This window comes from Kocuria sp. LHG3120, assembly GCF_049897445.1.
In the GTDB taxonomy this organism is placed as follows: Bacteria; Actinomycetota; Actinomycetes; order Actinomycetales; family Micrococcaceae; genus Kocuria; species Kocuria rosea.
The window spans coordinates 87,059-110,053 of record NZ_JAFCWG010000002.1 but is presented as its reverse complement, the minus strand read 5'-3'; the positions used below and the strand labels follow the sequence as shown (position 1 = coordinate 110,053).

The 22,995-nt window shown below is 74.5% G+C and carries 19 protein-coding genes and 4 tRNA genes; 8 read left to right on the top strand and 15 right to left on the bottom strand.

Annotated elements, in window-relative coordinates:
- Positions 1 to 49: 49 nt before the first annotated feature.
- The 8 genes from rpe to ACP7CD_RS04475 form a co-directional block, all read right to left on the bottom strand.
- Entirely contained in the window at positions 50 to 715 is a 666-nt protein-coding gene (rpe, locus tag ACP7CD_RS04510; protein WP_017833942.1) for a ribulose-phosphate 3-epimerase, read from the bottom strand.
- 31 nt (positions 716 to 746) lie between these two features.
- Entirely contained in the window at positions 747 to 2,336 is a 1,590-nt protein-coding gene (locus ACP7CD_RS04505) for an RsmB/NOP family class I SAM-dependent RNA methyltransferase (protein WP_426119138.1), read from the bottom strand.
- Complete coding sequence (gene fmt, locus ACP7CD_RS04500; protein WP_426119136.1) at positions 2,333 to 3,256, bottom strand: methionyl-tRNA formyltransferase; 924 nt, start codon at positions 3,254 to 3,256, stop codon at positions 2,333 to 2,335. Before fmt ends, ACP7CD_RS04505 begins: the two co-directional genes overlap by 4 nt.
- Before the next feature lie 34 nt (positions 3,257 to 3,290).
- Complete coding sequence (gene def / locus ACP7CD_RS04495) at positions 3,291 to 3,863, bottom strand: peptide deformylase (RefSeq protein WP_426119134.1); 573 nt, start codon at positions 3,861 to 3,863, stop codon at positions 3,291 to 3,293.
- Positions 3,864 to 3,937: 74 nt separating this feature from the next.
- Positions 3,938 to 4,792, bottom strand: coding sequence for a hypothetical protein (locus ACP7CD_RS04490; RefSeq protein WP_035924018.1), 855 nt, complete (start codon positions 4,790 to 4,792; stop codon positions 3,938 to 3,940).
- Positions 4,793 to 4,957: 165 nt separating this feature from the next.
- Positions 4,958 to 5,032 (bottom strand) — tRNA-Val (locus ACP7CD_RS04485).
- A gap of 50 nt (positions 5,033 to 5,082) precedes the next feature.
- A tRNA-Cys gene (locus ACP7CD_RS04480) sits at positions 5,083 to 5,153 on the bottom strand.
- 60 nt (positions 5,154 to 5,213) lie between these two features.
- Positions 5,214 to 5,286 (bottom strand) — tRNA-Gly (locus ACP7CD_RS04475).
- A 298-nt stretch (positions 5,287 to 5,584) separates the two neighbouring features.
- Between ACP7CD_RS04475 and ACP7CD_RS04470 the strand changes: the two genes are divergently transcribed.
- A tRNA-Val gene (locus tag ACP7CD_RS04470) sits at positions 5,585 to 5,656 on the top strand.
- Between the two features lie 124 nt (positions 5,657 to 5,780).
- Here the strand turns inward: ACP7CD_RS04470 and zapE are convergent.
- A complete protein-coding gene (gene zapE, locus ACP7CD_RS04465) occupies positions 5,781 to 6,842 on the bottom strand; it encodes a cell division protein ZapE (RefSeq protein ID WP_115162584.1) in 1,062 nt (353 codons plus the stop codon).
- A gap of 280 nt (positions 6,843 to 7,122) precedes the next feature.
- On the opposite strand from zapE, the gene ACP7CD_RS04460 reads away from it, so the two are divergent.
- The 3 genes from ACP7CD_RS04460 to ybaK are packed head-to-tail and all read left to right on the top strand — an operon-like array spanning position 7,123 to position 8,992.
- Complete coding sequence (locus tag ACP7CD_RS04460) at positions 7,123 to 8,031, top strand: sulfurtransferase (protein WP_115162583.1); 909 nt, start codon at positions 7,123 to 7,125, stop codon at positions 8,029 to 8,031.
- Complete coding sequence (locus tag ACP7CD_RS04455; RefSeq protein WP_035924019.1) at positions 8,028 to 8,483, top strand: SufE family protein; 456 nt, start codon at positions 8,028 to 8,030, stop codon at positions 8,481 to 8,483. The genes ACP7CD_RS04460 and ACP7CD_RS04455 overlap by 4 nt, the downstream gene beginning before the upstream one ends.
- Positions 8,484 to 8,500: 17 nt before the next feature.
- Positions 8,501 to 8,992 carry a Cys-tRNA(Pro) deacylase gene (ybaK, locus tag ACP7CD_RS04450; protein WP_115162582.1) on the top strand — a complete coding sequence of 164 codons (492 nt, stop codon included), beginning with the start codon at positions 8,501 to 8,503 and terminating at the stop codon, positions 8,990 to 8,992.
- 25 nt (positions 8,993 to 9,017) lie between these two features.
- On the opposite strand, the gene ACP7CD_RS04445 is transcribed toward ybaK, so the two are convergent.
- The gene (locus tag ACP7CD_RS04445) at positions 9,018 to 10,331 is read right to left on the bottom strand and encodes an alpha/beta hydrolase family protein (RefSeq protein ID WP_035924021.1); all 1,314 of its coding nucleotides are present in this window, start codon (positions 10,329 to 10,331) and stop codon (positions 9,018 to 9,020) included.
- Between the two features lie 168 nt (positions 10,332 to 10,499).
- Here ACP7CD_RS04445 and msrB point away from each other — a divergent pair, with 168 nt between their 5' ends.
- The 3 genes from msrB to ACP7CD_RS04430 all read left to right on the top strand — a co-directional run bounded on the left by msrB (position 10,500) and on the right by ACP7CD_RS04430 (position 13,105).
- Positions 10,500 to 10,934: a peptide-methionine (R)-S-oxide reductase MsrB gene (msrB, locus tag ACP7CD_RS04440; protein ID WP_017834188.1), complete on the top strand. Its 435-nt coding sequence runs from the start codon at positions 10,500 to 10,502 to the stop codon at positions 10,932 to 10,934.
- Between the two features lie 103 nt (positions 10,935 to 11,037).
- Positions 11,038 to 11,706: a DUF3000 family protein gene (locus ACP7CD_RS04435; RefSeq protein ID WP_426119130.1), complete on the top strand. Its 669-nt coding sequence runs from the start codon at positions 11,038 to 11,040 to the stop codon at positions 11,704 to 11,706.
- A gap of 52 nt (positions 11,707 to 11,758) precedes the next feature.
- Positions 11,759 to 13,105, top strand: coding sequence for an HRDC domain-containing protein (locus ACP7CD_RS04430; RefSeq protein ID WP_416374579.1), 1,347 nt, complete (start codon positions 11,759 to 11,761; stop codon positions 13,103 to 13,105).
- 130 nt (positions 13,106 to 13,235) lie between these two features.
- On the opposite strand, the gene ACP7CD_RS04425 is transcribed toward ACP7CD_RS04430, so the two are convergent.
- Entirely contained in the window at positions 13,236 to 13,679 is a 444-nt protein-coding gene (locus ACP7CD_RS04425; RefSeq protein ID WP_109222595.1) for a hypothetical protein, read from the bottom strand.
- A 246-nt stretch (positions 13,680 to 13,925) separates the two neighbouring features.
- Between ACP7CD_RS04425 and ACP7CD_RS04420 the strand changes: the two genes are divergently transcribed.
- Positions 13,926 to 14,363 (top strand): Rieske (2Fe-2S) protein, encoded by a 438-nt coding sequence (locus tag ACP7CD_RS04420; protein WP_095651020.1) that lies wholly within the window; start codon positions 13,926 to 13,928, stop codon positions 14,361 to 14,363.
- 7 nt (positions 14,364 to 14,370) lie between these two features.
- Here the strand turns inward: ACP7CD_RS04420 and dxs are convergent, their stop codons facing one another.
- The 4 genes from dxs to ACP7CD_RS04400 form a co-directional block, all read right to left on the bottom strand.
- Positions 14,371 to 16,410, bottom strand: a complete 2,040-nt coding sequence (dxs, locus tag ACP7CD_RS04415) for a 1-deoxy-D-xylulose-5-phosphate synthase (RefSeq protein WP_017834183.1) — start codon at positions 16,408 to 16,410, stop codon at positions 14,371 to 14,373.
- 167 nt (positions 16,411 to 16,577) lie between these two features.
- Positions 16,578 to 19,403 (bottom strand): aconitate hydratase, encoded by a 2,826-nt coding sequence (locus ACP7CD_RS04410; RefSeq protein WP_426119126.1) that lies wholly within the window; start codon positions 19,401 to 19,403, stop codon positions 16,578 to 16,580.
- A gap of 167 nt (positions 19,404 to 19,570) precedes the next feature.
- Complete coding sequence (locus tag ACP7CD_RS04405) at positions 19,571 to 20,983, bottom strand: class I SAM-dependent RNA methyltransferase (protein WP_426119124.1); 1,413 nt, start codon at positions 20,981 to 20,983, stop codon at positions 19,571 to 19,573.
- Positions 20,980 to 22,980: an APC family permease gene (locus ACP7CD_RS04400; RefSeq protein WP_109243809.1), complete on the bottom strand. Its 2,001-nt coding sequence runs from the start codon at positions 22,978 to 22,980 to the stop codon at positions 20,980 to 20,982. The genes ACP7CD_RS04405 and ACP7CD_RS04400 overlap by 4 nt, the downstream gene beginning before the upstream one ends.
- Positions 22,981 to 22,995 lie beyond the last annotated feature (15 nt).

Sequence of the window (22,995 nt, the reverse complement as noted above, 5' to 3'; positions counted from 1 at the left end):
CCCCGATTATGTCACAGGGCGTGCCCGCGGCGGCCCGCGGCCGGCCGGCTCAGGACTGGGCGGAGCGGGCCGCCCCGCGCAGGGCCGTGATCGCGGCCCCGGGGTCCTCCGCGCCGTAGACGGCGGAGCCCGCCACGAACGTGTCCGCCCCGGCCTCCGCGGCCCGCACGATGGTCTCCTCCGTGATCCCGCCGTCCACCTGCAGCGCCACCCGTCCCCCGCCGGCCCGGATCGCCTCGGCGGCCCGGCGGATCTTCGGCAGCGTGACGTCGAGGAAGGCCTGGCCGCCGAAGCCGGGCTCCACCGTCATGACCAGGAGCATGTCCAGCTCGGGCAGCAGGTCGAGGTACGGCTCCACGGGGGTCGCGGGGCGCAGGGCCATCCCGGCGCGGGCGCCGTGGGCGCGCAGCTCGCGGGCCAGCTTCAGCGGGGCGCGCGCGGCCTCGGCGTGGAAGGTGACCGACTCGCAGCCGAGCTCGGCGTAGCCCGCGGCCCAGCGGTCCGCGTCCTCGATCATCAGGTGCACGTCCAGCGGGAGGGGGCTGACGGCGAGGATCCGTTCCACGAGGGGCATGCCCAGCGTCAGGTTCGGGACGAAGTGGTTGTCCATGACGTCCACGTGCACGGCGTCGGCGGCGGCGATCCGGCCCAGCTCGGTCTCGAGGTTGACGAAATCGGCGGAGAGGATCGAGGGGTGGATGCAGGTGCGGGGCACGGGGACTCCTGGTGGTCGGGCGGTCGGGGGCTCAGCGCTTGCGCAGCAGGGCCAGGAACATGGCGTCCGTGCCGTGGACGTGCGGCCACAGCTGCACGGTCGCGGGGCCGGACTCCCCCGCCCACGGGCGGGACGGGTCGCGGTCCCCGTCGAGGCTGCCGGGCAGGGCCGCGGCCCGGACCGGCGCCAGGGCGTCGACCAGCTCGGCGTCCTCGCGGCGGGCCAGCACGTCCTGGACCACGGCGAGGGTCTCGGCCGCGTGCGGGGAGCAGGTCGCGTAGGCGACCAGGCCGCCGGGGCGGGCGACGTCCAGGGCGGCGTGCAGCAGCTCCCGCTGCAGCGGCCCGAGCTCCGCCAGGTCGCGAGGGGTGCGCCGCCAGCGCGACTCCGGGCGGCGGCGCAGCGCCCCGAGGCCGGTGCACGGGGCGTCGACGAGGACCCGGTCGAAGCCGGCCTCCTCGACGGGGCGGCCGCCGAGCAGCTCGTCGGCGGCGCGCCCGTCCCCCGTGCGCACCGTCCAGGCGCGCTCCGGGACCGGCCGCAGGGCCCGGCGCACGAGCTCGGCCCGGTGCGGGGCCACCTCGTTGGCCGTCAGGTGCGCCCCCTGCCGGTCGACGAGCGCCGCCAGCAGGGCCGCCTTCCCGCCCGGGCCGGCGCACAGGTCCAGCCAGCGCCCGCCCCCGGCGCCGCCGTCGGCGTCCTGGCCGGCGGCGAGCAGGGCGCGGGCGACGAGCTGGGACCCGGCGTCCTGGACGCGGACCCCGCCCTCCCGGACGGAGGCGAGCCGGTGCAGGTCGCCGCCGCTGCTCAGCGCCGAGCCCGGGACGAGCGACCCCTGCTCCGCGCCCGCGGCGAGCGCCTCGTCGAGGTCGCCGAGACCGGGCAGGGCCACGAGGTTGACCACGGGGGCGGCGTTGTCCGCCTCGAGCAGCGCCTCGAGCTCGGCGGCGTCCCGCCCGTGGGCGGTGAGCGCCTGGCGCAGGGCCCGGACCACCCACGCCGGGTGGGCGTGGGCCAGGCCCAGGCGGGCGGTCTCGTCGGCGGCGTCGGCGGTCAGCTCCGCGATCCACGCGGGCAGGTCCCGGGCCGCGACCTTGCGCAGCACCGCGTTGACGAGCCCGCCGGGGCCCGCCCCGACGACGGCCCGGACGAGGCCCACCGTCTGGTCGAGGGCCGCGTGGTCGGGCACCCGCATCGCGAGCAGCTGGTGGGTGCCCAGGCGCAGGGCGTCCAGCACCGCGCCGTCGAGCTCGCCCAGGGGGCGGTCGACGCACCGGGCCAGCACGGCGTCCCAGGTGCCCTGCCAGCGCAGCGCCCCGTAGGCCAGCTCCGTGGCGAAGCCCGCGTCCCGCCGGTCCAGGCGGTGGGCCCGGACCAGCTTGGGGAGCACGAGGTTGCCGTAGGCGCCTTCCTCGGACACCGCGCGCAGGGTCTCGAACGCCGCCAGCCGGGCCGGATCGGCCCGCCGCGTGCGCCCCGCGGGCGCCGACGAGGAGAAGGCTCGGTCGGACTGCGCCCGCCGGTTGCGCTCGTGGCCCCTCGAGTTGCGCCGCGGGCCTCCCGGTCGCCGGTCGCGGTCGCCCCGCCGGTCGCCGCCCTGTCTGTCCTCGTGCCCGCTCACTGGAACACCACCTCGTCCTCCGTGCTGCGGCCCCGCGCCCAGGCGGTGGCCTCCATGGTCTTCTTCCCCGCCGGCTGCACCCGGGTGAGCTGGACGGCGTACGAGCCCGTGCCCACGAGCACGGCGTCCCCGCGCAGGACGCACCGGCCCGGGGCGAGGTCCCGGACGTCGGGCCGGGGCAGCACGAGGTCGAGCTTGAGCCGGCGCTCGTCGAGCCGGGTCCACGCCCCGGGCTCGGGGGTCGCCCCGCGCACCCGGTGGGCCACGGCCACGGCGGGGTCCGACCATCGGATCCGCCCGTCCTCGGCGGTGAGCTTCGGGGCGTGGGTCACGTCGCCCTGCTGCGGGGCCGGGCGCGCGGAGCCGTCGACCACGGCGCGCAGGGAGTCCGCCAGCAGCGGCGCCGCGGTGCGGGACAGTCGCTCCAGGACCGTTCCGGCCGTGTCGTCGGGACGGACCTCGTCGGTCATCGTGCCGAGGACGGGCCCGGTGTCCAGTCCGGCCTCCAGCAGGAAGGTGCTGGCCCCGACCACCGTGTCCCCGGCCATGAGGGCCCGCTGGACGGGGGCGGCGCCGCGCCACTGCGGCAGCAGGGAGAAGTGCAGGTTGATCCAGCCGTGCGGCACGGCGTCCAGGGCCGCCTGCGGGACCAGGGCCCCGTAGGCGACGACGGCGGCGACGTCCGCGCCCAGCCCCCGGATCCGCTCGGTCAGCTCGGCGTCCACCCGGTTGGCCTTGAGCACGGGCAGGCCCCGCCGCCCGGCCTCCTCGGCCACGGGCGAGGGGGTGAGCACCTTCTTGCGCCCCACGGGGGCGTCGGTGCGGGTGAGGACGGCCACGATCTCGACGTCGGGCCGCTCGGCCAGGTGGACCAGGGGCGGCACGGCGACGGACGGCGTGCCGGCGTAGAGGATCTTCACGGCTCTCCTGACGGGTGGGGACGAGGGGCGGGATTCAGGCCGGGTCGGCGCCGAAGGAGCCGGCCCCGAAGGAGGTGCCCACGTGCGCGGCGCGCTGCCCGGCCACGCCGCGCACCACGCCGTCGTAGCCGGCGGCGCGGATGGCCCGCATCGCGTCCCGCTTCTCGGCGCCGGTCAGCCGGTCGACGTAGAGCCGCCCGTCCAGGTGGTCGGTCTCGTGCTGCAGGCAGCGCGCCAGCAGGCCGGTGCCCTCGACGGTCACGGGGGCGCCGTGCTGGTCGAGGCCGGTGACCCGGGCCCAGTTCCGGCGCGGGGTGTCGTAGGCCAGGCCCGGGACGGAGAGGCAGCCCTCGCCGCCCTCCTGGGGCTCCTCGCCCACCTCCAGGACCGGGTTGACCACGTGTCCCGCGCCGCCCTCGACCGCCCAGGTGAACAGCCGCACGCTGACGCCCACCTGGGGCGCGGCGAGGCCGACGCCGCCGACGTCCAGCATCGTCTCGTGCATGTCGGCGACGAGCCGGCGCAGGGCGTCGTCGAAGGCCGTGATCTCCTCCGCGCGGGTGCGCAGGACGGGATCACCGATGGTGCGGATGGGCAGGACGGACATGGCGGGACCTCGCTCTCGACCCGGCAAGTCTACGGGCCGCCCGTCCCCCCGCGGGTACGCGGGGCGCTCCCGACCTACGCCTGCTCGCGCAGCGGCGGGGGCGGCACGGGGCGCAGGGCGGGGCCGGCCGCGGCGAGGGCCGTCTCCTGGGTCCACAGCCGGTGCAGGGCGCAGAACTTGTACCAGTGCTGCTCGAGCACCGCCGGAACGGCCTGCACGGGCACGACCTCCGTCTCGCCGACCGCCACGCCCAGCAGCAGGTCCGCGCCGCCGTACGCCCACGGCTCCCAGGTGCCGGCGTCCGCGTCCACGAGGGACTCCTCCGCCTTGAGCCCGGCCACGAGCTGGGTCACGACCTTGGGGTCCAGGGACTTCACGCGCCCGTCCCGGTCCGTGCCCTTCGTCTTGTAGTCGATCAGGCACACCTTGCCCGCGATCCGGGCCACGAGGTCGAGGGTCCCCGCGTAGCCCACGGTGGAGTTCCACACCGTGACCTCCACCGCCAGCGGCTCGGGGGCGTAGAGGTCCCACCACTCGTCGAAGCGCGAGGCGAAGCGCTCCTCGCCGTGCTCGGCCAGCGCGGCCCGCGCCTCCGCGGCCCGGTGGGGCCGGCCGAGGGCCCGCAGGGCGATCTGCTCGGCGTAGGTGTGCACGCGGTCCCCGCGCGCCGCGGCCTCGTCGCGGTGCCGCTCGGCGGCCTTGGCCGCGTCCCGCACCACGGCGCGCAGCTGGGCCGGCGAGCCCAGGGCCGCGCGCAGCCGGTCGTCCCGCACGGCGGCCTGCGCGGCGGAGTAGCCGTACCACCCGTCCAGGTCCGTGGCGGCCCGGGAGAGGACCGTGGTGATGGAGGGGACGGTCGCCTGGTCCGCCACGGACCTCGCGTACATCCGCCCGTACTCAGTCTGTTCCGCCAGCCTGGGCTGTGTCACGCTGCTCGTCGCCTCTCCCTCGCCTCGCCCCGGGGGCCCGGGGCGGTCCCGGTGCTCCGGGTCCTGCCCCGCAGGGTACCGACCGCCTCGGACACGGCGCCCGCCGAGCGGTGCCGTGTCCGGGCACGACGAAGGCCCCGGCTCGTGGAGCCGGGGCCTTCCAGGTGGTGCGCGATACTGGGATCGAACCAGTGACCTCTTCCGTGTCAGGGAAGCGCGCTACCGCTGCGCCAATCGCGCTCGACCGGCGGTTCCCGAGGGATACCGTCAAGCGTGGTGGGTGTGCACCGAGGTGGAGACGGGATTCGAACCCGCGTAGACGGCTTTGCAGGCCGCTGCCTAACCACTCGGCCACCCCACCGGGACCTGGTCCTTGCGGACAGGGCCGTCGGTCACGACATCGTTCATGCCGATCACTGCGAGCGGACGACGGGAGTCGAACCCGCGACATCCACCATGGCAAGGTGGTGCTCTACCAGCTGAGCTACGTCCGCATGTCTTGCTTCGGTCGATCTCTCGATCTTCCGATCAGGAACTCTAGCACAACCGTTCCGGCGGTGTTCGCGCCGGTCCGGGGCGTGCAGGGGTCGACGGGATCGGTGTCCGGGGCGGCCTTGCAGCCGCTCCGCTCGCCGGAACCCGTCGGTGTTCCTGACAGGTGGAGACTTTACGGGACCCTTTTCCGAAACGCCAAATCCCCCGGGGAGCCGCGGCGCGGTGGGTGCCGGCGGACCGTGCCCGCCCCCGAATTGGCCCGCGGCCGGGATGTGGGTTATGGTTTTCGAGCAGTGAGCGCGATTGGCGCAGTGGTAGCGCGCTTCGTTCACACCGAAGAGGTCACTGGTTCGAACCCAGTATCGCGCACGAGCAGTGCACAGAGGGCCCCGGCTGGAATTCCAGCCGGGGCCCTCTGTCGTCGTCGGCGCGTCCTGACGACGCGTGGGCCCGTCCCTCCGGGCGCCGCGGCGCCCGGAGGGGGTGCGGGCGCTCAGACCGCGGAGACGTCCCCGAGAATGCCCTCGCGGGCCAGCGCCGTGAGGCGGGAGACGGCGCGGAAGTACTTCTTCTGGTAGCCGCCGGCCATCATCTCGGCCGTGAAGACCTCGTCGAAGGGCCGGCCGGAGGCGATGATCGGCAGGTTCTTGTCGTAGAGCCGGTCCGCCAGCACCACGAAGCGCAGGGCGACGGCCTGCTGCTCGATGGTGTGCACGTCGCGCCAGACCACGGCGTCGATCCCCTCGAGGAGCTTGCGGTACCGGGAGGGGTGCACGCTCGCGAGGTGCTCCACGAGGTCGGCGAACCGGTCGGCGGCCACGACCCGGCCCGGGAAGTGCTCCTCCACGGCCCGGTCGAGCTCGCCGTCGGACAGCGGCGCCGGGGCCTGCGGCAGGCCCCGGTGGCGGAAGTCCTCGCCGTCGATGCGCAGCACCTCGAACTGGTCGGCCAGCACCTGGATCTCCCGCTGGAAGTCCTGCGCGGCGAAGCGGCCCTCGCCGAGCGATCCGGGCAGGGTGTTGGACGTCGCCGCGATCCGCACGCCGGAGTCGGCGAGCTCGCGCATCAGCCGGGACATGAGGACCGTGTCCCCGGGGTCGTCGAGCTCGAACTCGTCGATGCACACGAGGCTGTAGGCGCTCAGGGCGTCGACGGCCTTGCGGAAGGTCAGGGCCCCCACGAGGTTGGTGTACTCCACGAAGGTGCCGAACGCCTTGGGACCGGGGACCGCGTGCCACAGGGACGCGAGCAGGTGGGTCTTGCCCACCCCGAAGCCGCCGTCGAGGTAGATCCCCGTCCGGACCTCGTCCTTGCGGGGGCCTCCGCCGAAGAGCCTCGTGAAGAACCCGCCGCCGGAGCCGGTCGAGCGGTTGACGGACTCCGCGAACTTCCGCAGCTCCCGCACCGCCTCCGCTTGGGACGGCTGCTGCGGGTCGGGGCGGTAGGTGTCGAACGAGACCTCCCCGAAGCGCTCCGAGGGCCGGAACGCCGACAGCAGTTCGTCGGCCGACACCTGGGGGCGCCGCTCGGTGAGGTGTTCGATCTGGATGCTCACTTGGGAGACCTCTCTGTCCGCCGCGCCCGGCGGTTCGCTGGTTCGGCGCGCCGAGCGGCGCACGCGCGTGCTCCGGCGATTTTACCGGCTCCCCGTCGCCCGGGACGCGCCCGCCGCGTCATCAGGGCGGCGGCACCGCCGCGACGGGGTCGCGGCAGGGCCGGGCCGGGGCCCCGGCGGCTCCCCGGCGGGGGCGGTCCGCCGCCGGGACCACTACCCTGGAGGGGAAGCCGGTCCGCGAGGACCCGTTCCCCTGATCCCCACCCCGGAAGGAGTCCCCATGGGCGTTGCCGTGGAGAACAACGAAGAATTCGCGCAGTACGCGCACCCCGAACGACTCGTGTCCACCCAGTGGGTCGCCGAGCACCGGGACGACCCCGGGGTCGTCGTGGTCGAGTCGGACGAGGACGTCCTGCTCTACGAGACCGGCCACGTGCCCGGCGCCGTGAAGATCGACTGGCACACCGACCTGAACCGTCCCGACACCCGGGACTACGTCGACGCCGCGGAGTTCGCCGAGCTCATGGCGCGCAAGGGCATCTCCCGCGACACCACGATCGTGGTCTACGGGGACAAGTCCAACTGGTGGGCCGCCTACGCGCTGTGGGTGTTCGAGCTGTTCGGCCACCCGGACGTGCGGCTCATGAACGGCGGGCGGGACAAGTGGGTCGCCGAGGGCCGTGAGCTGTCCACGGAGAAGGTCGTGCCCGAGCGCGCCGACTACCCCGTGGTCGAGCGCGACGACGCCCCGATCCGCGCCTTCCAGGAGGACGTGCTGGCCCACCTGGGCGAGCAGCCGCTGATCGACGTCCGGTCCCTGCCGGAGTACACGGGCGAGCGCACGCACATGCCCGAGTACCCCCAGGAGGGCACGCTGCGCGGCGGGCACATCCCGACCGCGGCGTCCGTGCCGTGGGCGCGGGCCGCCGCCGAGGACGCCACGTTCCGCTCGCGCGAGGAGCTCGAGGCGATCTACCGCGACGAGGTCGGGCTCTCCCCCGACGACGACATCATCGCGTACTGCCGCATCGGCGAGCGCTCCAGCCACACGTGGTTCGTGCTCAAGCACCTGCTGGGCTACGACAGGGTCCGCAACTACGACGGCTCCTGGACCGAGTGGGGCAACTCCGTGCGCGTGCCGATCGTCCGCGGCGAGGAGCCCGGCGAGGTCCCGGGGGCGGCCCGATGAGCGGGGCCCTGCCCGCCCAGCTCGAGGAGCTCGTCGCGGACTTCACGGCCGTGCCGCAGGAGGACAAGCTCGAGCTGCTGCTCGACTTCTCCCGCTCCCTGCCGGCGCTGCCGGACCGCCTGGGCGAGCACCCGGAGGAGCTCGAGCAGGTGGTCGAGTGCCAGTCGCCGCTGTTCCTGACCGTCGAGTGGGAGGAGGGCGCCGTCCCCGGCCCCGGCGCCCCGGTGCGGCTGTTCTTCTCCGCCCCGGCGGAGGCCCCGACCACCCGCGGCTTCGCCTCGATCCTGCACGAGGGCCTCGACGGGCTCCCGGCCCAGCAGGTCCTGGACGTCCCCGACGACCTGCCGGAGCGCTTCGGGCTCACCCAGCTGGTCTCGCCCCTGCGGATGCGCGGGATGTCCGCGATGCTGGCCCGGATCAAGCGGCGCGTCCGCGAGCTCCAGGACGCCTGAGGCCCCGGGGCACCGGCATGGCGAAGGCGTCCCGCGGTGCGGGCCCCACCGCAGCCGTCGCGCTCCTGGCGCGGGAGCGCGTGGCCTTCACCGTGCACGAGTACGCCCACGACCCTGCGGCCGCGTCCTACGGGCTGGAGGCCGCCGCCGCGCTGGGGCGCGACCCGGACCAGGTGTTCAAGACGCTGCTGGTCGTGCACGAGCGGGACTGGGCGGTCGCGGTGCTGCCCGTCTCCGCGCGGCTGTCCCTGCGCGCGGCCGCGGCCGCCCTGGGCTGGAAGCGGGCCGCCCTGGCCGAGCCCCGGCTCGCGGAGCGGCGCACCGGCTACGTGGTGGGCGGGATCTCGCCCCTCGGGCAGAAGACACCCTCCCCCACCCTGCTCGACGACTCCGCGGAGACATGGCCCACGGTCCTCGTCTCCGGCGGGCGGCGCGGGCTCGACGTCGAGCTGCCCCCGGCCGAGCTGCTGCGGCTCACGGGCGGGCGCACCGCCGCGCTGCGCTCCTGACCCGCGCCGCGGTCCGGACCGGACCTCAGCTCCGCTGCGCGCGCACGGGCCCGAGGGTCCTGGCGTCCTGGGCCAGCCGGGCGGGCAGCCAGCGCCGCACGGCGTCCTCCCAGCGCTGCGGGTCCACGTTCCACTCCTTGGTGTGCCGGGCGCGGGCGAAGGGCACGAACTCCACGAGCCGGTTGAGCTCCGCGAGCCGGCGGGAGCTGGCGGCCGGGACGAACTCGTCGTCCACGGAGTGCAGCACCAGGGTGGGCGTGCGCAGGTGCTCGGACCGGGAGAGCCAGTCGAGGGCCTGGAGGTCCACCGGAGCGGCGAGACCGGTCAGCATCCGCCCCGCCGGGTGGGAGATCAGGTTCGTGGCCAGCCGGCCGATCCCCGAGGGGATCCGGCGGGAGCGGGAGTGGTGGGCGATCAGCTCGAACCAGTCGACCACCGGGCCGGTGAGCACGAGGGCCGCGATGTCGTCCCGGTAGAAGGACAGGTCAGCCGTCTGCAGCGAGATCGCCCCGCCCATGGACCAGCCGAAGAGCACGATCTGGGTGGCGCCGCGGGATTTCGCGTAGCTGATCGCCGTCTGCACGTCCTTCCACTCCGTGAAGCCCAGCCCGTACCGGAAGTCGTGCGTGGGCGGCGCCTCCCGGTCGTTGCGGTAGGAGATCAGCAGGGAGGTCAGCCCGAGCTCCCGCGCCACCGGCACGGCACGGACCGTCTCCATCCGGTTGGCGCCGCGCCCGTGCACCATGATCGCCCACGGACCCGGGAGCACCCGGGGCCGCTCACCCTCCGGGGTCGGCCCGCCCTCCGCGGGGACCACCCAGCAGGGCGCCGGCCCGACCTCGATCGGGATCTCCACCTCCTCGAACGGCAGGCCCGCCGCCCCGGGGTCCGGGTAGACCGTCCCGGACCAGAAGCCGCGGGTCGCCCGGGAGAGGTCCCCCGAGTAGACCTCCTCGACCACCCGGGTCACGGTGCCCTCCCGGGGGGAGTAGGAGCGGATGGCGCCGATCCGGGCGTGACCGCGGCCCGCGTCGAAGCGCAGGCTGTAGGTCCCCGCCACGGTCGTGTCCACCGTGGCGGGGAGCCGCACGAGCGTCGTCGCGGACGGGTCGCCGTCCTCGCCGGTACGGGTGACGCCGAGGATCTGCAGGTCCTCGGAGCGGTACTTCGGCGGGACCACCACCTGCCGCGCGAAGTAGGCGGCCGCCGCGCTCGAGAGCCCGAAGGACAGGGACGCCGCCCCCACCGTGACGGCCGCGCCCACCACGGCGCCGCGCGCCCACTGCGTCGCGGACTGGGGCTCGGGGGCGGCGGGGACCGGCAGGGGGCGACGGGGCATGCCCCCCAGTCTTCCACGCAGCCCGGGCATAACCGGGAGGGACGCGTCGTTGTGCTGGCCGGGCGGTCCGCGCCCCGCAGGCCCCGCGCCGCCCCGTGCGGACCGCCGGGCGGGCCCCGTGCGGGGACCGCCGCCCGGAGCACCGACCACATCCCGGAGGATCACACCATGAGCGAGACCACCAGGCACGGCGACCGCCCCGACGCCACCGGACGGACCGAGGAGGACTGGCGCTCCATCCTGTCCCCGGAGGAGTACCACGTGCTGCGCGAGGCGGGCACGGAGCGGCCCTTCACCGGCGAGTACTGGGAGACGAAGGCCGAGGGCGTCTACGAGTGCCGCGCGTGCGGGGCGGAGCTCTTCCGCTCCGACACCAAGTTCGACGCGCACTGCGGCTGGCCCTCCTTCTACGCGCCGCTGGCCGAGGACCGGGTCCGCTACATCAAGGACACCGCCCTGGGCATGGAGCGGGTGGAGGTCCGGTGCGCCGCCTGCGACTCGCACATGGGCCACGTCTTCGGCGGCGAGGGCTTCCCGACCCCCACGGATCTCCGGTACTGCATCAACTCCGTCTCCGTCCGCCTCGTGCCCGCCGGCTCCTGAGCGGTCCCGCCCGGACGGGACCGGGGTGACCGGGACCACGCCGATCGCGCGCTCGCGGCGTGGCACGAGGGGCCGGGACGCCCCGACGGCCTACCCTTCCAGTGTGAGCGCGGTGAACGGCCTGACCGAGGTGTACCAGGACTTCCAGGACGCCCTCGAGCAGCTGCGCCGCACCGGCCACCGGGAGGGCGTCGAGCTCACGGCGATCCCGGCCCCGACGCACCTCGCGCCGTTCGCGGCCGCGGTGCGCGCCGAGGTGCGGCGACCGCCCGCACCGTCCCGCGCCCCGGCCCTCACGGCCGGTCCGGCAGCGGCGCGGGACGCCGGCGCGGCCGCCGTCCCGGGCCGGGCGCCCGGCGCCCCGGAGGACGAGCTCGCCACGGGACGCTTCGTGCTCCTGCACGACCCGTCCGAGCCGACGGCGTGGGGCGGACCGTTCCGCATCGTCACCTGGGCCCGCGCGGCCGCGAGCCGCGAGATCGGCTGCGACGACACGGCGGGAGCGAATGCGTGGACCTGGCTCCTCGAGGCCCTGGAACGCCACCGGGCCGGATATTCTCGGGAGGGCGGCACCGCGTCCCGGGTCCTCGCCGAGGGCTTCGGTCTGCTCGGCGACCAGGAGGAGGGGGCCGACGTCGAGCTGCGGGCCTCCTGGACGCCCGACGGCTCCGACGTGGCACCGCACCTGGCGGCCTGGGCCGACACGGTCTGCACCTTCGCGGGCCTGCCGCCGTACCCCCGGGGCGTGACCGTGCTGCACCCGCGCCGCTGACCACCGAACCGACCGCGCCCCGCCGGGGCCGACACAGAATCGAAGACGCTCCTTGACCAGCCCAGCCGACCGCCGATCCGCGCCCGACGAGCCCTCGACCCCCGTGGTCGCCGGCTTCGAGGACTTCGAGATCCCCGACAGCGTCCACCTCGCGGCGCCGTTCGACGGGATCCCTCCCGTCATCGACACCGTGGCAGGACTGGAGCGGGCCGCCGCCGCCGTCGCCGCGGGCTCCGGCCCGGCGGCGATCGACACCGAGCGGGCGTCGGGCTTCCGCTACGGGCAGCGCGCCTTCCTCGTGCAGCTGCGGCGCGAGGGCGTGGGCACCGTGCTGATCGACCCGGAGGCCACCGGTTCGCTGGCCGTGCTGGGCGAGGCGCTCTCCGGCGTCGAGTGGGTGCTGCACGCCGCCACCCAGGACCTGCCCTCCCTGCGCGCCCTCGGCATGGAGCCGGACCGGCTCTTCGACACCGAGCTGGGCGGGCGCATCGCCGGGCTCCGGCGCGTGGGCCTGGCCGCGGAGACGGAGGAGCTGCTGGGCTACACGCTGGCCAAGGAGCACTCCGCCGTGGACTGGTCGAAGCGGCCCCTGCCGAGGGACTGGCTGAACTACGCCGCGCTCGACGTGGAGATGCTCATCCAGCTGCGCTGGGCCATGGAGGAGCTGCTGCGGGAGAAGGGCAAGCTGGACTGGGCGCTCCAGGAGTTCGAGGCCGTGCGCACCGCCGAGCCCGCTCCCCCGCGCCAGGACCCGTGGCGCCGGACGTCGGGGATCAACAAGGTGAAGGGCCGGCGCCAGCTCACCGCGCTGCGCGGGCTGTGGGAGGAGCGGGAGCGGCTCGCCCAGCACAAGGACGTCGCCCCCGGCCGGCTGCTGCCCGACGCCGCCCTGGTCGCCGCCGCGGCCGCCATGCCGCGCACCGTGCCGCAGCTCCTCGACACCCCCGGCTTCCACGGCCGGCTCGCGGCGCGGGAGGCGCCCCGGTGGCTGCGGGCGATCGCCGAGGCCCGCACGGCCACGGAGCTCGTCCCCTTCACCGTGAAGTCCGACGCCCTGCCGCCCGTGAAGGCGTGGGAGGTCAAGCGCCCCGAGGCCGCAGCACGGCTGCGGGTCCTGAAGCCGCTCGTGGCCGAGCTCGCCGAGGCGCACGAGCTGCCCACCGAGAACCTGCTCACCCCCGAGCACCTGCGGCGCTTCTGCTGGCAGCCGCCGAAGAGCACCACCGACCAGGCGGTGGCGGACCGCCTGCGGGACCTCGGGGCGCGCCGGTGGCAGGTCGAGCTGACGGCCCCGGTCCTCGGCCCGGCCTGGCGGGAGCTGCGGGCCCGCAAGCGCGCGGCGCGCCAGGTGGAGCGCGACCAGCCGCCGGCCGGGGACGAGGACGAGCCCGCAGCGTGAGCCGCTCCCTCCGGGGACGGAGGAAGGGCCCCGGCCGACGGCCGGGGCCCTTCCTCCTGTGCGGGCCGGGCTCCGCTCGCCCCGCGGCCCGCGCCCTGCGGCAGCGGTGCTGCGGGCGGGCGCCGGCGGGTCAGTGCTGCGTGTCGCCGGGGGCCGGGTGCGGCTCGGCCGGGTCCAGGGGGCTCTCCGGGGTCACCGGCTTCGCGTCCTGCAGATCGGCGTAACCGGTGGTCGAGGTCCCGGCGGTCGAAGCCCCGGTGGCGGCGGCACCGCTGGAGGATTCCGTGCCGGCCGAGGACCCGGAGACCTTCTCCTTGACGGACGAGGAGGCGTCGGCGGCCTTGGTGCCCACCGTGTCGGCGGCCTTCTTGGCGCTGTCGGCCAGCTTCCCGCCGACCACGGGCACCTCGGACTTCACCCAGTCGGTGCCCTCGGAGACCTTCTCCTGGACCTTGGGGTCGTGCCACGTCTTCACGGCGTTCTGCTTGAGGGCCTCGTAGCTCTTGCGGCCCGAGGCCGAGCCGACCACGAAGCCGACCCCGAATCCGGTGACGAAGATGAGTCGCTTGATCATGGTGCTGTCCTTCCGTCCGTCCCGGCGCGGCGGCCGGGCCCGAGGACGAGCCGGTCGTGCACGGCCCGTCCCGCTGACTGATGTCTTCATCATCCTACTGATGAACCGGCGCGGCGGACACCGGCCCCGTGCGGCTCCGCTCACAGCGATCACCGCACGGGGCGCCCTCGGGCAGGCAGCACCCGGGGGTGGGGCCCGGCGCCTAGACTGACGGCGGACCCGCACCCCGCCGTCGAGAGGACCCCGATGCCCGAGCGCCCGACCACCCCGTCCGCCCCGTCCCGGCGCACGGTCCTCGGCCTGGCCGGGGCCGGCTCGACCGCGGCGCTCACCGCGTGCGCCGCCGACGCCCCGCCGTCGACGGGCGGCGGCCCCGCCCCCGCAGCGTCCGGCCCCGTGGACGCGGGCGCCCTCGAGGACCTGCCGGTGGGCTCAGCGGTGAAGTTCGACCGGGACGGCGTACAGGCCGTCGTGAGCCGCCCGGACCCGGACACGGTCGTCGCGTTCTCCCCCGTGTGCCCGCACCAGGGGTGCATGGTGGCCCCGCAGGAGGAGCTCTACGTCTGCCCGTGCCACTCCTCGCAGTTCGACCTGACGACCGGCGAGGTCCTGGCCGGACCCGCCGAGTCCGGGCTGGAGCCGTACCCCGCGAGCGTGGCGGACGGGCGGATCCTGCTCGGCTGAGCGGGGCTCAGCCCCGGTGCGACCGCGGCAGCGACGCCCCGCGGGCGTCCTCGGCCGTGTCGGGCACGGCACCCTGGCCGGCGGCCGCGCCCTGCACCGGGCGCGCGTAGGGCACCCGGGTGCCGAGCACGGAGGCCAGCGTGTCCTGGGCGACGCGCTGGGCGGTCAGGCCGACCCGCGCGAGGACCTGGGAGCGGGAGCCGTGCAGGAGGAACTCCGTGGGCAGCCCCACCTCGTTGAGGGCGGTGTCGACGCCCGCCGCCCGCATCTCCTGGCGGATCCGGGAGCCGATCCCGCCGGCGCGCACGCCGTCCTCGACGACCACCACGATCCGGTGCTGGGCGGCGAGCTCGATGACCGAGGCCGGCACGGGCAGCACCCAGCGGGGGTCGACCACGGTGGAGGTGACGCCGTGGGCCTCGAGCCGGTCGGCCACGTCCAGCGCCAGAGCGCTCATGGCGCCGACGGACACGAGCAGGACGTCCCGGCGGGCGCCCTCGGTCCCGCTCTCGCCGCCGCGGCGCGCGAGCACGTCCACCCCGTCCGCCAGCCGCTCGACGGCCGGGACGGGGGCGCCCACGGCGCCCTTGGGGTACCGGATGACGGTGGGGGCGTCGTCGACGGCCACCGCCTCGCGCAGCTCCTCGGTCAGGGTGGGCTCGTCGCGCGGTGCGGCCAGGTGGAGCCCGGGCACGATCTGGAGCAGCGCGAGGTCCCACATGCCGTGGTGGCTGGGGCCGTCCGGGCCGGTGACCCCGGCCCGGTCGAGGACGACCGTGACGCCGGCCCGGTGCAGCGCCACGTCCATGAGGAGCTGGTCGAAGCCGCGGTTGAGGAACGTCGCGTAGAGGGCCACCACGGGGTGGAGGCCGCCGTAGGCCATGCCGGCGGCCATGGCGATGGCGTGCTGCTCGGCGATGCCCACGTCCACGACCCGGTCGGGGTGGGCGGCCTGCATCTTCTGCAGCCCCACGGGGATGAGCATGGCGCCGGTGATGCCGACGACGTCCTCGCGCTCGTCGGCGATCCGGGCGATCTCGTCGCGGAACACGGCCGTCCAGCTGCGCTCGGAGCTCGTGGCCGTGGAGCGGCCGGTGACGGGGTCGATGACGCCCACGGCGTGGAACTGGTCGTCCACGTTCGCGGTGGCGGGCCCGTAGCCGTGGCCCTTCTCGGTGATCGCGTGCACGATGACCGGCCCGCCGTAGTTCTTGGCGTTGCCCAGGGCCTGCTCGACGGCCTCGAGGTCGTGCCCGTCGACGGGGCCGACGTACTTCATGCCGAGGTCCTCGAAGATGCCCTGGGGCACCACGACGTCCTTGATGCCCTGCTTCATCCCGTGCAGACCGCGGTAGAACATCTCCCCGACGGGGCCGGAGTGCTTCAGCAGGTCCTTCACGGTCTCGAGGGTCTGCTCGTAGCGGCGGTCGGTGCGCACGGCGTCCACGCCCTGCTGCACGCTGGCCTGGAGCTCCGCGAGGTGGTTGGCGAAGCCGCCGACGGTCGGGGCGTAGGAGCGGCCGTTGTCGTTGACCACGATGACGACCTTGCGGTCGCGGTCGGAGGCGATGTTGTTGACGGCCTCCCAGGCCATCCCGCCGGTGAGCGCCCCGTCCCCCACCAGCACCACCGTGTGCCGGTCGTGCTGACCGGTCATCGCGTAGCCGCGCGAGATGCCGTCGGCCCAGGACAGGGAGGAGGACGCGTGGGAGGACTCGACGATGTCGTGCTCCGACTCGCGCCGGTCCGGGTAGCCGGCGAGACCGCCCTCCTGGCGCAGGGTCTCGAAGTTCTTGCGGCCGGTGAGCAGCTTGTGCACGTAGGACTGGTGCCCGGTGTCGAAGACGACGGAGTCCTTGGGCGAGTCGAAGACCCGGTGCACCGCGAGGGTCAGCTCGACGACGCCCAGGTTGGGTCCCAGGTGGCCGCCCGTCGCGGAGACGTGGGTGACGAGGAACTCGCGGATCTCCTCGGCCAGCCGGCCCAGCTCCGCGCGGCTCAGTCCCGCGAGGTCCTCGGGCCCGGACACCCGCTCCAGCACGCTCATGGTTTCTCCCGCAGTCCTCGGCGTCGTGGTCGCTCGCGCCGTCGGTCCCGGGGGGCCGGGGCGGCGCGCTCCCCCGATCCTACTCGTTCGCCCCGACAGGGCCGACGACGCGCAGGGGCCCGGTCCGTTCCCGGACCGGGCCCCTGCGTGCTGCGAACGCCCTGGGATCAGGACTTCGCGATGTTCCTGAGCACGTACTGCAGGATGCCGCCGTTGCGGTAGTAGTCCGCCTCGCCCGGCGTGTCGATGCGCAGGACCGCGTCGAACTCGACGGTGGAGCCGTCCTCCTTCGTGGCGGTGACCTTGAGCGTCTTCGGGGTGGTGCCCTCGTTGAGCCCGGTCACGCCATGGATGTCGAAGGTCTCCGTGCCCTCCAGGCCGAGGGAGTCCGCGGACTCCCCGGCCGGGTACTGCAGCGGGAGCACGCCCATGCCGATGAGGTTCGAGCGGTGGATGCGCTCGTAGCTCTCGGCGATGACGGCCTTGACGCCCAGCAGGGAGGTGCCCTTCGCGGCCCAGTCGCGGGAGGACCCGGAGCCGTACTCCTTGCCGCCCAGCACGACCAGCGGGACGCCGGCCTCCTGGTAGTTGATCGAGGCGTCGTAGACGGCGGCCTGCGGGCCGCCCTCCTGCGTGAAGTCCCGGGTGAAGCCGCCCTCCACGCCGTCCAGGAGCTGGTTCTTGATCCGGATGTTGGCGAAGGTGCCGCGGATCATGACCTCGTGGTTGCCGCGGCGGGAGCCGTACGAGTTGAAGTCCTTGCGCTGGACCCCGTTCTCGATGAGGTACTTGCCGGCCGGGGTGTCGGACTTGAACGAGCCCGCCGGGGAGATGTGGTCGGTCGTGACCGAGTCCCCCAGCTTCAGCAGCACGCGGGCGCCCGTGATGTCCTCGACCGGGGTCGTCTCCATCGTCATGCCCTCGAAGTACGGGGGCTTGCGGACGTAGGTGGACTCCGGGTTCCACTCGAACGTCTTGCCGGTGGGGGTGTCCAGGTTCTGCCAGCGCTCGTCGCCGTCGAAGATGGCGCCGTACTCGCGGGTGAACATCTCCGTGTCGATGGACGCGTCGATGATCTTCTGCACCTCGGCCGGGTCCGGCCAGATGTCCTTGAGGTACACCTCGTTGCCGTCGGCGTCCTGGCCCAGGGACTCGTTCTCGAAGTCGAAGTCCATGTTGCCGGCCAGGGCGTAGGCGATGACCAGCGGCGGGGACGCCAGGTAGTTCATCTTCACGTCCGGGTTGATGCGGCCCTCGAAGTTGCGGTTGCCCGAGAGCACCGAGGTCACGGCCAGGTCGTTGTCCTGGATGGCCTGGGAGATCTCGTCCTCGAGGGGACCGGAGTTGCCGATGCAGGTGGTGCAGCCGTAGCCCACGATGAAGAAGCCGAGCTCCTCGAGCGCCGGCACCAGACCGGACTTCTCGTAGTAGTCCGTGACGACCTTCGAGCCCGGGGCGATCGAGGTCTTGACCCAGGGCTTGGCCTTGAGCCCCTTCTCGACGGCGTTGCGCGCCAGCACCGCCGCGGCCATCATGACCGACGGGTTCGAGGTGTTGGTGCACGAGGTGATCGACGCGATGGACACCGCGCCGTGGTCGAGCTCGAACTCGCGGCCGTCGGGCATGGTCACGGGGACCTGCTTGGTCGGGCGGCCGTTCTCGGCGTAGGCGTGGTGCTCGCGGGGGCGGTCCGCCTCCGACTGGTGGTCGTCCGCGGTGTAGCCGGGGGCGTCCGAGGCCGGGAAGGACTGCGCCGCGACGTCGTCCACGGTGTCGCCGGAGGCGTTGTCGTCGACGTGCGTGGCGTAGTTCTTGATGTCCTCGTGGAACTGCGCCTTCGCGTCGGTGAGCGAGATGCGGTCCTGCGGCCGCTTCGGCCCGGAGATCGAGGGGACCACGGTGGAGAGGTCCAGCTCGAGGTACTCCGAGAAGGTGATCTCCTCGGACGGGTCGTGCCACATGCCCTGTTCCTTGACGTACGCCTCGACGAGGTCGATCTGCTCGTCGGAGCGGCCGGTCAGGCGCAGGTACTCGAGGGTGACGTCGTCGATCGGGAAGATCGCGGCGGTGGAGCCGAACTCGGGGCTCATGTTGCCGATGGTGGCGCGGTTGGCCAGAGGCACGGCGCCGACGCCCTCGCCGTAGAACTCGACGAACTTGCCGACCACGCCGTGCTCGCGGAGCATCTCGGTGATGGTCAGCACCACGTCGGTGGCGGTGGCCCCGGACGGGATCTGGCCGGTCAGCTTGAAGCCGACCACGCGCGGGATGAGCATGGAGATGGGCTGGCCGAGCATCGCGGCCTCGGCCTCGATGCCGCCCACGCCCCAGCCGAGCACGCCCAGGCCGTTCTCCATGGTGGTGTGCGAGTCGGTGCCCACGCAGGTGTCCGGGTAGGCGCGCAGCACGCCGTCGACCTCGCGGGTCATCACGACGCGCGCCAGGTTCTCGATGTTGACCTGGTGGACGATGCCCATGCCCGGGGGGACGACCTTGAAGTCGTCGAACGCCGTCTGGCCCCAGCGCAGGAACTGGTAGCGCTCCCCGTTGCGCTGGTACTCGATGTCCATGTTGATCCCGATCGAGTCCGAGGTCCCGAAGGAGTCGATCTGCACGGAGTGGTCGATCACGAGCTCGGCCGGGGCGAGCGGGTTCACGCGGGCGGGGTCGCCGCCGAGGTCCGCGATGGCCTCGCGCATCGTCGCGAGGTCCACGATGCAGGGCACGCCCGTGAAGTCCTGCATGATCACGCGACCCGGGGTGAACTGGATCTCGATGCTGGGCTCGGCCGTGGGGTCCCAGTTGGCCAGGGCCTCGATGTGCTCGGAGGTGATGTTGGCGCCGTCCTCGGTGCGCAACAGGTTCTCGAGCAGAACCTTCAGGCTGTACGGGAGCTTCTGCGCACCCTCCAGCGTGTTCAGTCGGAAAATCTCGTATTCGGTGCCTTTGACGTCGAGTACGCCCTTGGCCCCGAAGCTGTCCACTGTGCTCATATGCGTGGAACTCCTCTCGCCACCGTCTTGGAAACGCCCGCGGGAGGACACCGGCGAAGGGCCGGAGGTTCTCCCGTGAACAGTCATCCGCCAGTGTAGCCCGTGTGAGCCCGGTGACTCCGAACGACTCCCGGCGGTCGCCGTCACGCAGCGGGCGGCGGCGTCCGTCAGGGCTCCAGGACCGCCAGCGTCTCGACGTGGTGGGTGTTCGGGTACATGTCGAAGGCGCGCACCGACCGCACGTGCCACCCGGCGCGGCGGAACCGGCCCAGGTCCCGCGCCAGCGTGGCCGGGTCGCACGCGAGGTAGACGATCCGGCGCGGGGCCAGCGCCACGAGCTGGTCCACGACGGTCCGCCCGGCGCCCGCCCGGGGCGGGTCCAGGACCACGACGTCGGGGCGGGCCGCGCCGCGCCGGGCCGGGCGGCCGCCCCGCGCCGGCCGGCGGCCACGGGCCGGCGCCGCCTGCGGCCAGGTCCGGGCGAGCACCTTGTCGACGCTCCCGCGCTCGACGCGGACCCCTGGCCGGCCGGCGAAGGCGCGGCGGGCGTCGGCGCTGGTGACCGGCGAGCCCTCGACGGCCAGGACCGTGCCCGTCTCCCCCACGGCGTCCGCGAGCGCGGCCGTGAACAGTCCGGCGCCGGCGTAGAGGTCGAGGGCGTGCTCCCCTCGGCGCGCCGCGGCGGCCGCGGGCACCTCCCGGTGCAGCAGGGCGGGGGCGGCGCGGTGGATCTGCCAGAACCCCTCGGCGGAGACCTCCCACCGGTGCGGGCCCACGTGCTCGGCGACCGACGGCCGGCCCGCCCACGTCTCGGGCTCGCGCTGCCCCTCGGCGCGGGCGGTGACGGAGACGTCCTGGTCCGCGGTGAGCCGTGCCAGCTCGCGGCGCAGCCGGTGCGGGTCGGCCCCGGCGGCCAGGCTCAGGTGCACCAGCGGCGTCCCGCCGTCGGCGGGGGCCGCGACGTCGACCCGTTCCGCCCCGCGCAGGTCGAGCCGCCCGAGCCGCAGGGCGTCGATGGCGGGGACCACGAGCGGGAAGCCGTCCACCGGGACGACGGCCGCGCTGCGGTGGGGGTGCATCCCGATCCGCCCCGCGGGATCGACCGCGAAGTGCGCCCGGGTGCGCCAGCCGCGGCCCTGCGGGTCCTCCCCCGGCACGGCCTCGACGACGAGCTCGGTCTCGAGCCCGGCCAGTCGGGTGAGCTGCTCGGTCACCACCGCGGCCTTGAGGGCGCGCTGGGCCTCCAGCTCGGCGTGGCCGAACTCCGCGCCGCCGACGGGCGGCTCGCCGCGCCGCCAGGTCAGCAGGGGGTCGGCCGGGGCCCACACGTGCTCGGTCCGCCGGTGGGGGTCCGCCTCGAGGACGGCCACGACGTCGCCGCGCCAGAACCGGGCCTCGGGGCCGCTGTCGGTGAGGCGGACGCGGACGCGCTCGCCGGGCAGGCCGTGGCGGACGAACACCACGCGGCCCTCGCCGGTGCGGGCCACGGTGTGGCCGCCGTGGGCGACGGGGCCCAGGCGCAGCTCGAGCTCGACGGGGGCGGCGGGCTCGGCGGGGGCCGGGGGGTGGGACGGGGTCACGGGCGGGACGCTCTCTGCTCGGGGGCGGACTCGGGACCCGTGTCCTGGCCGGAGGCGGAGGACAGGTGCCAGGGCACGGAGGCCGTCATGACCCCGCGCTCCTGGTGCAGGCGGGCCCGCAGCGGCCGGATGGCCTGGTTGTGCAGCAGCCGCTCCCACCGGTGCCGCACGACGTACTCGGGCAGGTACACCACGACCAGGTCCCGGGGCGACTTGCGGCGCACCCCGCGCACGTGGTCGAGGACCGGGCCGATGGTGTCCCGGTAGGGCGCGTGGAGCACGGTGACGGGCACCGGGATCTCGAGGCGGCGCCACTCGTCGAGGATCCGGCGGGTGGCGGCGGCGTTCGTGTCCACGACGACGGCCTCGAGGGTCGAGGGCCGGGACGCCCGGGCGTAGGCCAGGGCGCGCATGAGGGGCTTGCGGACGGAGGAGACGTAGATGATGGCGTGCACCCGCGAGGGCAGGGCCCGGACCGGGGAGTCGGGCTGCAGCGCGAGCTCGGCGTCCACGGCGTCGTAGTGCCGCCGGACCCCCGCCATGACCGCGCTGAGGACCACGATGGCCACGATGGTGATCCACGCGCCCTGGGTGAGCTTGGTGACGAGGACGACGACGAGCACCGCCGCGCACAGCACGAAGGCGACCAGGGCCACGGCACGGCGCACGAACAGCTCGCGGCGGACCCCGGGGTGCGGGCGCATCCGCCGGACGCGCGCCCAGTGCCGGACCATGCCGGCCTGGGTGAGCGTGAAGGAGACGAACACGCCCACGATGTAGAGCTGGATGAGGCTGTTGACGTTGGCCCCGAACGCCACGGTGAGCACCACGGCGACGAGCAGCAGCAGCAGGATGCCGTTGGTGAACGCGAAGCGGTCCCCGCGCGCCTGCAGCTGCCGGGGCAGGAAGGCGTCCCGCGCCAGCCGGGACGCCAGCGTGGGGAAGCCGGAGAAGGCGGTGTTCGCGGCGAGGATCAGCACGCCCACCGTCGCGGCCACGAGCACGAAGAACCACAGGGAGTCGGTGCCGAAGACGGTCTTCGCGAGCTGGCCCAGCACGGGGTCCTGGAAGAAGTCGGGGCCGGGGAGCCGGCCGTCGACGAGCAGCTGCTCCTCCGGGTCGCCGACGACCACGACGTCCGTGCGGTCCGCGAGGTACAGCACCCCGGCCAGCAGGGCCGCCGAGATCGCCCCGAGCACGCCCAGGGTGGCCGCGGCGTTGGCGGCGCGGGGCTTGCGGAAGTAGGGCACCGAGTTGGTGATGGTCTCCACGCCGGTCAGCGCCACGGCCCCGGACGAGAAGGCCCGCAGCACCAGCAGGGCCCCCGCGAGACCGGCCAGCCCCGCGTCGAATCCGGCGGCCGGCAGGACCTCCCGGCCGGCGCTGGGGGCGTCCTCCAGGGAGCCGGTGAGGTCCTGGCCCAGGCCCACGAGCAGCAGCGCGGTCAGGACCGCGAGGAAGAAGTAGGTGGGCACGGCCGCGGCCCGGCCCATGAACTTCAGCCCGCGCAGGTTGAGCAGTCCCACGAAGAGGATCCCGGCCACGGCCAGCTCCACCCGCCGCCCGGCGAGCGCGGGCAGCGCCGCGGTGACGTACTGGGCGGCGGTGGCCATGGACACCGCCACGACGAGGGCGTAGTCGGCCATCAGGGCCGCGCCCACGCCCACCCCCGCGGTGCGGCCGAGGTTCTTGGAGACGATCTCGTAGTCGCCGCCGCCGGAGGGGTAGGCGCGCACGTTCTGCCGGTAGGCGGTGATCACCACGGTGAGCACCACGAGCACGGCCAGGCCCACCCACGGGGAGACCGCCACGGCGGTGGTCCCCGCGAGCGCGAGGGTGAGGATGATCTCGTCGGGGGCGTAGGCCACCGAGGAGAGGGCGTCCGCCGAGAACACCGGCAGCGCCGTGCGCTTGGGCAGCACGGCGTCGCTGAACCGCTCGTTGTGGATGGGCTTGCCGACGAGGGCTCGCCTCAGCGCCCGGGGAATGCTCTGCACGGCTCCCCACGGTAG